This window comes from Cellulomonas sp. GbtcB1, assembly GCF_019091725.1.
Lineage (GTDB): Bacteria > Actinomycetota > Actinomycetes > Actinomycetales > Cellulomonadaceae > Cellulomonas.
Genome location: NZ_JAGXJG010000088.1, coordinates 1 through 8,463, shown reverse-complemented (window position 1 = coordinate 8,463; position 8,463 = coordinate 1). Strand labels below are relative to the sequence as shown.

The following is an 8,463-nucleotide window of genomic DNA, read 5'->3' as shown; positions in this document are numbered from 1 at the left end:
CTGCGGCGCCGGTGCCGGCTCGGGCCCGGTCGGCGGGCGCACGCCGGGACCGCCGCCGGGCGTGCCGCCGCCCGCGGTGCTGCGGCCGCGCAGCGGGCCGAGGGTCAGCGCCAGGGCGGCGAGCACGCCGACGCCCAGCCCGACGAGGACCGCGGTGGTGGAGAACCACACGAGCGCCGTCGCCGCGCCGGTGAAGACGAACGTCCACACGTACAGGATGATCACCGCGCGCCGGTGCGAGTGGCCGAGCGCCAGCATCCGGTGGTGCAGGTGCATCCGGTCGGGGTGGAACGGCGACTTGCCCGAGCCCACCCGGCGGATCACCGCGAGGCCCATGTCGAGCAGCGGCAGCAGCAGCACGGCCAGCGGCAGCAGGATCGGCAGGAACGCGGGGAACGACTGCCGCGTGGAGGCGATCGCCGGGTCGATCTGCCCGGTCACCTGGATGCCGGCCGCGGCGATCACGAGGCCGATGAGCATCGACCCGGAGTCGCCCATGAAGATCCGGGCCGGGTTGAAGTTGTGCGGCAGGAAGCCCACGCACGCCCCGACGAGCAGCGCGACGACGAGCGTCGCGAGGTTGGAGTAGTCGCCCGGGCTGGCGTCGCGGGTGAGCTGGTAGGAGTACAGGAAGAACCCGGCGCCGCCGATCGCGATCAGCCCGGCCGCGAGCCCGTCCAGCCCGTCGACGAAGTTCACGGCGTTCATCGCGACGACGACCACCAGCACGGTCAGGCCGAGCCAGATCCGGTCGGAGCCCAGCACCACGCCGTCGATCGGCAGCTGGTAGAGCTGCACCCCCATCGACGCCATGACGAACGCGGCGAGCACCTGGCCCACCAGCTTCGTCATCCAGTCCAGGTCCCAGATGTCGTCGGCCACCCCGAGGGCGCACACGATGGTGGCCGCCGCGGCGATGCCGATCACCGGCTCCGGCCGGTCGAAGACGTCGGCGAGGAACGGCAGCTGGCTGGCCATCACCAGGCCGACCATGATCCCGGCCCACATCGCCAGGCCGCCGAGCCGCGGCGTCGGGATGGAGTGCACGTCCCTGCTCCGCACGGCCGTGATCGCGCCCCAGCGGAGCGCGCACCACCGCGCCAGCGGCGTCAGCACGTAGGTCGCCGCCGCGGCGATCAGCAGGAGCAGGAGGTACGCCCTCACCGGCCGGCGTCACCCGCCACGACGGGGGCGACCTCGCGGAGGCGCTCCAGGGAGATGGCGCCCTGCCGGACGACGCGGAGCTCGTCGCCGGTGGCGTCCACGATCGTCGAGGCGACCTGCCCCGGGGTGCGGCCGCCGTCCAGGTAGGTCTGGACCCGGTCGCCGAGCTGCTCGTAGGCCTCGCCGACCTCGAGGGCCGACGGCTGGCCGGTGCGGTTTGCGCTCGACACCGCCATCGGGCCGGTGCGGCCGAGCAGCGCCAGCGCGACGGGGTGGTCCGGCACGCGCAGCGCGACGGTGCCGTGGGTCTCCCCCAGGTCCCAGGCGAGCGACGGCTGCGCGACCAGGATGATCGTCAGGCCGCCCGGCCAGAACGCCTCGGCGAGGTCCCGGGCTGCGGCCGGCACGCCCATCGCCAGGCCGTCCATCGTGCGCGCGTCCGGCATAAGCACCGGCGGCGGCATCTGGCGGCCGCGGCCCTTCGCGGCGAGCAGGGCGTTCACCGCCGGCGGCGTGAAGGCGTCCGCGCCGATCCCGTAGACGGTGTCCGTCGGCAGCACGACGAGCCCGCCGCGCTGCACGGTGTGCACGGCGGCGTCGAGGGCCGGCCCCCAGGTCGCGGGGTCGGTGGCGTCCAGCACGGCGTCGGCAGTCACGGCTGCGAGTCTCCCACGACCGGCTGGGCGTGGGGACGCGGCTCGCCCGCGGGGGCCGGCGGGGCCTCGGGGGCGGGCGCGGCCGCCCGCCGGCGGGCGACCAGCATCCGGGGCCGGCCGGTCAGGTCGGCGCGCGACCCGACGGCCTCGAACGCGCCGGTCGCCTCCGCGGCGGCGCGGGCCGCGGCGTCCTGCACCTCCGCGTGCTCCATCACCAGCAGACCGCCGGGCACCAGCAGCCGGGCGGCGGCGGCCAGCACCGCGCGCGGGACCTCCAGGCCGTCGGCCCCGCCGCCGTACAGCGCGAGGTCGGGGTCGTGGTCGCGGACCTCGGGGTCGACCGGCACGGCGTCCGGCGGGATGTACGGCGGGTTCGACACGACGACGTCGACGGTGCCGTCCAGGTCGGCGAGCAGCGCGGGGTCCCGCACGTCGCCGAGCTCGACGCGGACGTCGCCCGCGGCGACCCGCTCGCCGTTGTGCCGCGTCAGCGCCACGGCGGCCGGGGACGCGTCGACCGCGGCGACCCGCGCCTCCGGCACCTCGGTCGCCAGCGACAGCGCGATGCCGCCGGCGCCGCAGCACAGGTCGACGACGACCGGGGTCCGCCCCTCGGTGGCGATCCGCGCGGCCTCGTCGATCCCGACCTGCGCGACGGTCTCGGTCTCGGGCCGCGGCACGAACACCCCGGGCTCCACGCGCAGCGTCAGGTAGCGGAACACCGTCGACCCGACGATGTGCTGCAGCGGCTCGCGGCGCCGGCGGCGGTCGACCAGGCCGGCGAACTCCTCGGTGAACCCCTCGGGCACGGGCGGCGCCAGCACCAGGTCGAGGCGCGGCAGGCCGAGCGCGTGCGCGGCGAGCGCGGTGGCGTCGTGCCGGGGCGACCCGACCCCCGCCTCGGCGAGCACGCGGGCGGCGGCCTCCACGAGGGCGCGCAGGGTGGGGGCGCCGGGTGCCTGCGCGGGGGCGCCGGGCGCGCCCGGGCCGGTCACCGCTCCCCCGCGGCGGCCAGCCGGGCGGCCTCGTCGGCGTCGACCGCCGACTGCACGACCGGCTGCAGGTCGCCGTCGAGCACGGCGTCGAGGTTGTACGCCTTGTACCCGGTGCGGTGGTCGGCGATCCGGTTCTCCGGGAAGTTGTACGTGCGGATCCGCTCCGAGCGGTCCACCGTGCGCACCTGCGACCGGCGGGCCTCGCTCGCCGCCGCGGCGGCCTCCTCCTGGCGCGCCGCCAGGAGTCGGGCGCGCAGCACGCGCATGGCCTGCTCACGGTTCTGCAGCTGCGACTTCTCGTTCTGCATCGACACCACGATGCCGGTCGGCAGGTGGGTGATCCGCACCGCCGAGTCCGTCGTGTTCACCGACTGGCCGCCGGGGCCGGACGACCGGTACACGTCGATCCGCAGGTCGTTCGGGTCGATCTCGACCTCGCCCTCGTCCTCCACCTCGGGGAACACGAGCACGCCCGCGGCCGAGGTGTGGATCCGGCCCTGCGACTCCGTGACCGGCACGCGCTGCACCCGGTGCACGCCGCCCTCGTACTTGAGGCTCGCCCAGACGCCGTCGGCCGGGTCGGAGACGGCGCCGCGCGCCTTGATCGCGACCTGCACGTCCTTGTAGCCCCCGAGGTCCGACTCGGTGGACTCGAGCGTCTCGGCCTTCCAGCCCCGGCGCTCGGCGTACCGCAGGTACATCCGCAGCAGGTCGCCGGCGAACAGCGCGGACTCCTCGCCGCCCTCGCCGGCCTTGATCTCCAGGATGACGTCGCGGGCGTCGTCGGGGTCGCGCGGGACCAGCACCCGGCGCAGCTTCTCCGCCGCGTGCTCCTCGGCCTCGGCCAGGGACGGCAGCTCGGCGGCGAACGCCTCGTCCTCCTGCGCCAGCTCGCGCGCGTCCGCCAGGTCCTCCGCCGCCGTCCGCCACGCGCCGTGCGCCTGCGCGACCCGGCCGAGCTCGGCGTACCGGCGGCCGAGGGTACGGGCCAGCGCCTGGTCGGCGTGCACCGCCGGGTCGGCGAGCTGCTGCTCGATCCGCGCGTGCTCGTCGAGCAGCGGGCGGGCGGCCGCGAACGGGTCGGTCATCGCGGGGGTCTCCTGGGGGCGGGGCGCGGCGGCGCCGGGGCGTCGCCGGTCGCACGGCGGACCCGGGGGCGGCGGACCCGGCCCCGGACATGCGAAGACGCCGGTGCCCGACGGTCCTCGGGGGACCGCCGCGCACCGGCGTCAGGACGGCTAGTTCGCCGGGCGCTTGCCGTAGCGCGCCTCGAACCGGGCCACGCGGCCACCGGTGTCGAGGATCTTCTGCTTGCCCGTGTAGAACGGGTGGCAGGCGCTGCAGACGTCGGCGCGGATCTCGCCGGAGGTCTCGGTGGAGCGCGTGGTGAACGTGTTGCCACAGGTGCAGGTCACCTGGGTCACCACGTACTCGGGGTGGATGTCAGTCTTCACAGGTGTTCTCCTCGGGTTGGGCCTCCGGGTCGTGCGCGCGAGCCGCGCACGTGAACCGCAGACCGACGTGACAGTCTGCCAGAACAGCGGGCGGTGCGGAAATCTTCCCGCCGGTCGCGATCGGGGCGGGGCCGTCCTAACGTCGAGGGCGATGAGCACCCGACGCGCCCCGCTGACCGTGTCCGCCCTGGCCACCACCGCCCTGCTGCTGTCCGCGTGCAGCGCCGGGTCCGGCGACGACGCCGCGTCGAGCGCCCCGCCGCCCGCGTCCTCCCCCGCAACCACCGCGCCGTCGCCGACCGGCACGCTGCAGCCGAGCGCGCCCGCCGCGGAGGGCTGCACCGGGACCGGCGGCCTCGCGCCGGCCACCGCCGCGACCGTCGGCACGATCGACCTGGACGGCGACGGCGCGCCCGACCAGCTGTGGATCGCCGACGACGGCGGCACCCGCACGGTCGGCGTCTCCACCGCCGCCGGCGCCACGCTGACCCACCCGATCGACCTGGCCGGCCCCGCGGGCGCCACCGCGTTCGCCCTGCGACCGGACCCGGCGGAGCCGGCCATGGTGCTCGTCTCCGACAACCGCGTCGCCGACCTGCTGGTGGTGCAGGACTGCGAGCTGGTCGCCGCCACCGACACCCGCGGCGAGCCGTGGCGGTTCGACCAGGGCTTCGCCGGCCAGGGCACCGGCGTCGGCTGCGTCGACCTGGACGGCGACGGCGCCCTCGACCTCGTCGGGCTGAACCTGGTGGACGACACCGTCACCCGCACCCTGATCCACGTCGACGGGACGACCGCGTCCGCCGGGACCTCCGACGAGGTGGCCGCCGGCACCGACACCGCGCGCGAGACCGCCCGGGCGATCACCTGCGGCGACCGGACGCTCAGCGCCGACGGGGTGCACGAGCCGGCCTGAGCCGCGCCCCTACGATGGGGACCGTGCTCCGAATCGGCCTGGTGATCGACGACGGCCTCGACAAGCCGGACGGGGTGCAGCAGATCGTGCTGACGCTCGGCCGTCGGCTCGCCGAGCTCGGCCACGAGGTGCACTACGTCACCTCCACCACCGAGCGCACCGACCTGCCGAACCTGCACGTGCTCGGCCGCACCGTGTCCGTGCGGTTCAACGGCAACCGGCTGCGCAGCCCGCTGCCCGCGCGGCGCGCCGACGTCCGCCGGCTGCTCGCCGAGGTCCCGTTCGACGTGCTGCACGTGACCATGCCGTACAGCCCGCTGCTCGCCGGGCGCGTCGTGTCGGCGGCGTCGCCGCGCACCGCCGTCGTCGGGCAGTTCGTCATCTACCCGCAGGACCGGCTGACCCGGTGGGGCATCCGGGCGCTCGGGCTCGCGGAGCGCCGGCGGCTGCGGCGGTTCGACGCGATCACCGCGCTGTCCGAGGCCGCGCGGGAGTCCGTGCGGGAGGCGTACGGGCGGGACGTGCCGATCATCGGGGGGCCGGTGGAGCTGGGCGGCGCGGCGGGCGGTGGTGCGGAGGTGGGCGGCGGCGCGGCGGCGGGCGGCGGCGCGGCCACGGCCGGCGCGGGAGCAGGATCCGCGGCCGACGCCCCGTCCGGTGCCGACGACGGCCCCGTCCGCATCGTGTTCCTCGGCCGGCTGGTCGAGCGCAAGGGCCCGCGCGAGCTGCTCGCCGCCGTCGCCGCCACGCCCGCCACGCGCCCGTGGACGCTCACGCTCGCCGGCCGCGGCCCGCTGCTCGACGAGCTGCGCGACCGCGCCCGCACCGCCGGCATCGCCGACCGGGTCGACTTCCCCGGCTTCGTCGCCGAGGAGGACAAGGCGGCTCTGCTCGCGGGTGCCGACGTCGTCGCCCTGCCGTCGACCGGCGGCGAGAGCTTCGGCATGTCCGTCGTCGAGGCGCTGGCGGACGCGGGCGGCGTGGTCCTGGCCGGCGACAACCCGGGCTACCGCACGCCGATGGCGGGCCTGGAGGACCAGCTCGTCGACCCCCGGGACACCGGGGCGTTCGCGCGGACGCTGGCCCGCTGGGTCGACGACCCGGCCGCGCGCACGGCGGCGCGCGCCCCGCAGCGCGCCGCGGCGCAGCGGTTCGAGGCCGGCGAGATCACGGCGCAGACCCTGGCCTGGTACGAGCAGGCGATCGCGACCCGCCGCGCGAACGCCCGCGCCGCGGGCACCCGCGCCGCGGGCACCCGCCCCGCGCGCTGACCCGCGCCCGCCCCTCCGCCGCGCGCTCTTTCGCCCCACGCGCCCTCACCCCTCGCGCGCCCCCTCGCCCCGCGCGCTCTCTCTCGCCGAGTCTCCACTTCTCGCCTGCGTCCGACCGTCCCGACGAAGGCGAGGAGTGGAGATTCGGCGCTGGGGGGGACGCCGACGGGGCGGCACCCCCGGAGGGTGCCGCCCCGTCGTGGGTGCGTGCGTCAGACGATCGCGCGCTGCTGGCTCTCGTCGTGGTGGCCGTGGCCGTGGCCGTTCTGCGCCGGGGTCGTCTTCTGGACCTGGAGCAGGAACTCGACGTTGCTCTTGGTGTCACGGAGCTTGCCGAGCAGCAGCTCGATCGCCTGCTGCTGGTCCAGCGCGCCCATGACGCGGCGGAGCTTCCAGATGATCTTGAGCTCGTCCGGGGCGATGAGGATCTCCTCGCGGCGGGTGCCGGACGCGTTGACGTCCACCGCCGGGAAGATCCGCTTGTCCGCGAGCGACCGGGAGAGCCGGAGCTCCATGTTCCCGGTGCCCTTGAACTCCTCGAAGATGACCTCGTCCATCTTGGACCCGGTCTCGACCAGCGCCGAGGCGAGGATCGTGAGCGAGCCGCCGTGCTCGATGTTGCGCGCGGCGCCGAAGAACCGCTTCGGCGGGTAGAGCGCCGAGGCGTCCACACCACCGGAGAGGATGCGCCCGGAGGCCGGCGCCGCCAGGTTGTACGCGCGGGACAGTCGGGTCAGCGAGTCGAGCAGCACCACGACGTCCTGGCCGAGCTCGACGAGCCGCTTGGCGCGCTCGATCGCGAGCTCGGCGACCATCGTGTGGTCCGACGCGGGGCGGTCGAAGGTCGAGGCGATGACCTCGCCCTTCACGGTCCGCTCCATGTCCGTGACCTCCTCGGGGCGCTCGTCGACGAGCACGACCATGAGGTGGACCTCGGGGTTGTTCGCGGTGATCGCGTTGGCGATCTGCTGCATGATGATCGTCTTGCCGGCCTTGGGCGGCGCGACGATGAGGCCGCGCTGGCCCTTGCCGATCGGGGCGACGATGTCGATGACCCGCGGCGTCAGGTGGTTCGTCTCGTTCTCGAGGCGCAGCCGGTCCTGCGGGTACAGCGGCGTCAGCTTCGTGAACTCGGGGCGGGTGCGCGCCTGCTCGGGCGCCATCCCGTTGACCGTGTCCAGGCGGACGAGCGCGTTGGCCTTGTTCGGCCGGCCCGCCCCGCCCTGGCCCTGCTGCTCGCCCTCGCGGGGCGCGCGCACGGCGCCGGTGATGGCGTCGCCGCGGCGGAGGCCGGCCTTGCGGACCTGCGCGAGCGGCAGGTACACGTCGTTCGGGCCGGGCAGGTAGCCGCTGGTGCGCACGAACGCGTACGACTCCAGCACGTCGAGGATGCCGGCCACCGGGACGAGCACGTCGTCCTCGGCGATCTCCACCTCCTCGTACGGGAGGTCGCCGACGCCGCCGCGCTGGCCGCGGCCGCGCTTGCGGCCGTCGCGGTCGCGGTACCGGTCGCGCGAGCGCCGGCGGCGGCCGCCGCGCTCGTCGTCGTCCTGGCCGCCGTCCTGCGCCTGCTGCTCGCCCGGGTGCTGCGCCGCCTGGCGCTGCGGGTCCTGCTGCTGGCGCTGGCGCTGGCCCTCGGGCTGCTCGCGGCGGTCGCCGCGCTCGGCCCGGTCGCCGCGCTCGGCCCGGTCGCCGCGCTCCCCGCGGTCGCCCGCGGAGGTCGGGCCCTCGGGCAGCGTCACGTCGACGGTCGGCGCACCGGCGCCGCGGCCCGCGCGGCGGGACCGGCGCTCGCCGGTGACGGTGCCGACGGCGTCGGCCGCCCGCGCGGCGCGGTCGTCGGCCTGCTGGCGGGAGTCGAGCGAGCGCTCGACGGCCTCGAGGCCGGCGAGCACGTCGACGGTGCGGCCGCGGGCCTCGGTCGGCTCGGCGGCCGGGGCAGCGGTGTCGGCCGCAGCGGCCTCGGCCCGCGCCGGGCGGCGGCGCTGGCCCCGGGGCGCGCTCTCG

General features: G+C 76.3%; 8 protein-coding genes. 2 read left to right on the top strand and 6 right to left on the bottom strand.

Annotated features, from left to right (window positions below; all coding sequences use genetic code 11):
* The 5 genes from KVT14_RS19305 to rpmE all read right to left on the bottom strand — a co-directional run.
* The coding region (locus KVT14_RS19305) for an MraY family glycosyltransferase (RefSeq protein ID WP_217617143.1) at positions 1-1,164 on the bottom strand (1,164 nt) is incomplete at its 3' end.
* Positions 1,161-1,820, bottom strand: a complete 660-nt coding sequence (locus KVT14_RS19300; protein WP_308161176.1) for an L-threonylcarbamoyladenylate synthase — start codon at positions 1,818-1,820, stop codon at positions 1,161-1,163. The genes KVT14_RS19305 and KVT14_RS19300, both read right to left, overlap by 4 nt.
* Positions 1,817-2,815 (bottom strand): peptide chain release factor N(5)-glutamine methyltransferase, encoded by a 999-nt coding sequence (prmC, locus tag KVT14_RS19295; RefSeq protein WP_308161175.1) that lies wholly within the window; start codon positions 2,813-2,815, stop codon positions 1,817-1,819. The genes KVT14_RS19300 and prmC overlap by 4 nt, the downstream gene beginning before the upstream one ends.
* A complete protein-coding gene (gene prfA / locus KVT14_RS19290) occupies positions 2,812-3,903 on the bottom strand; it encodes a peptide chain release factor 1 (protein ID WP_217617142.1) in 1,092 nt (363 codons plus the stop codon). The genes prmC and prfA overlap by 4 nt, the downstream gene beginning before the upstream one ends.
* Positions 3,904-4,053: 150 nt before the next feature.
* Positions 4,054-4,269: a 50S ribosomal protein L31 gene (gene rpmE / locus KVT14_RS19285; RefSeq protein ID WP_147795949.1), complete on the bottom strand. Its 216-nt coding sequence runs from the start codon at positions 4,267-4,269 to the stop codon at positions 4,054-4,056.
* A gap of 151 nt (positions 4,270-4,420) precedes the next feature.
* Between rpmE and KVT14_RS19280 the strand changes: the two genes are divergently transcribed.
* Both KVT14_RS19280 and KVT14_RS19275 read left to right on the top strand, forming a co-directional pair.
* On the top strand, positions 4,421-5,185 hold the full coding sequence (locus KVT14_RS19280; protein ID WP_217617141.1) for a hypothetical protein: 765 nt from the start codon (positions 4,421-4,423) through the stop codon (positions 5,183-5,185).
* A 14-nt stretch (positions 5,186-5,199) separates the two neighbouring features.
* On the top strand, positions 5,200-6,456 hold the full coding sequence (locus tag KVT14_RS19275; protein WP_217617140.1) for a glycosyltransferase family 4 protein: 1,257 nt from the start codon (positions 5,200-5,202) through the stop codon (positions 6,454-6,456).
* Between the two features lie 212 nt (positions 6,457-6,668).
* Here KVT14_RS19275 and rho read toward each other — a convergent pair.
* Positions 6,669-8,463: transcription termination factor Rho (gene rho / locus KVT14_RS19270; RefSeq protein ID WP_217617139.1), on the bottom strand; the 1,795-nt coding region annotated here is incomplete at its 5' end.

Bases quoted from the DNA above. Each gene is read 5' to 3' on its own strand.
- prfA (WP_217617142.1), bottom strand. From the start codon at position 3,903: ATGACCGACCCGTTCGCGGCCGCCCGCCCGCTGCTCGACGAGCACGCG.
- KVT14_RS19275 (WP_217617140.1), top strand. From the start codon at position 5,200: ATGGGGACCGTGCTCCGAATCGGCCTGGTGATCGACGACGGCCTCGAC.
- KVT14_RS19280 (WP_217617141.1), top strand. From the start codon at position 4,421: ATGAGCACCCGACGCGCCCCGCTGACCGTGTCCGCCCTGGCCACCACC.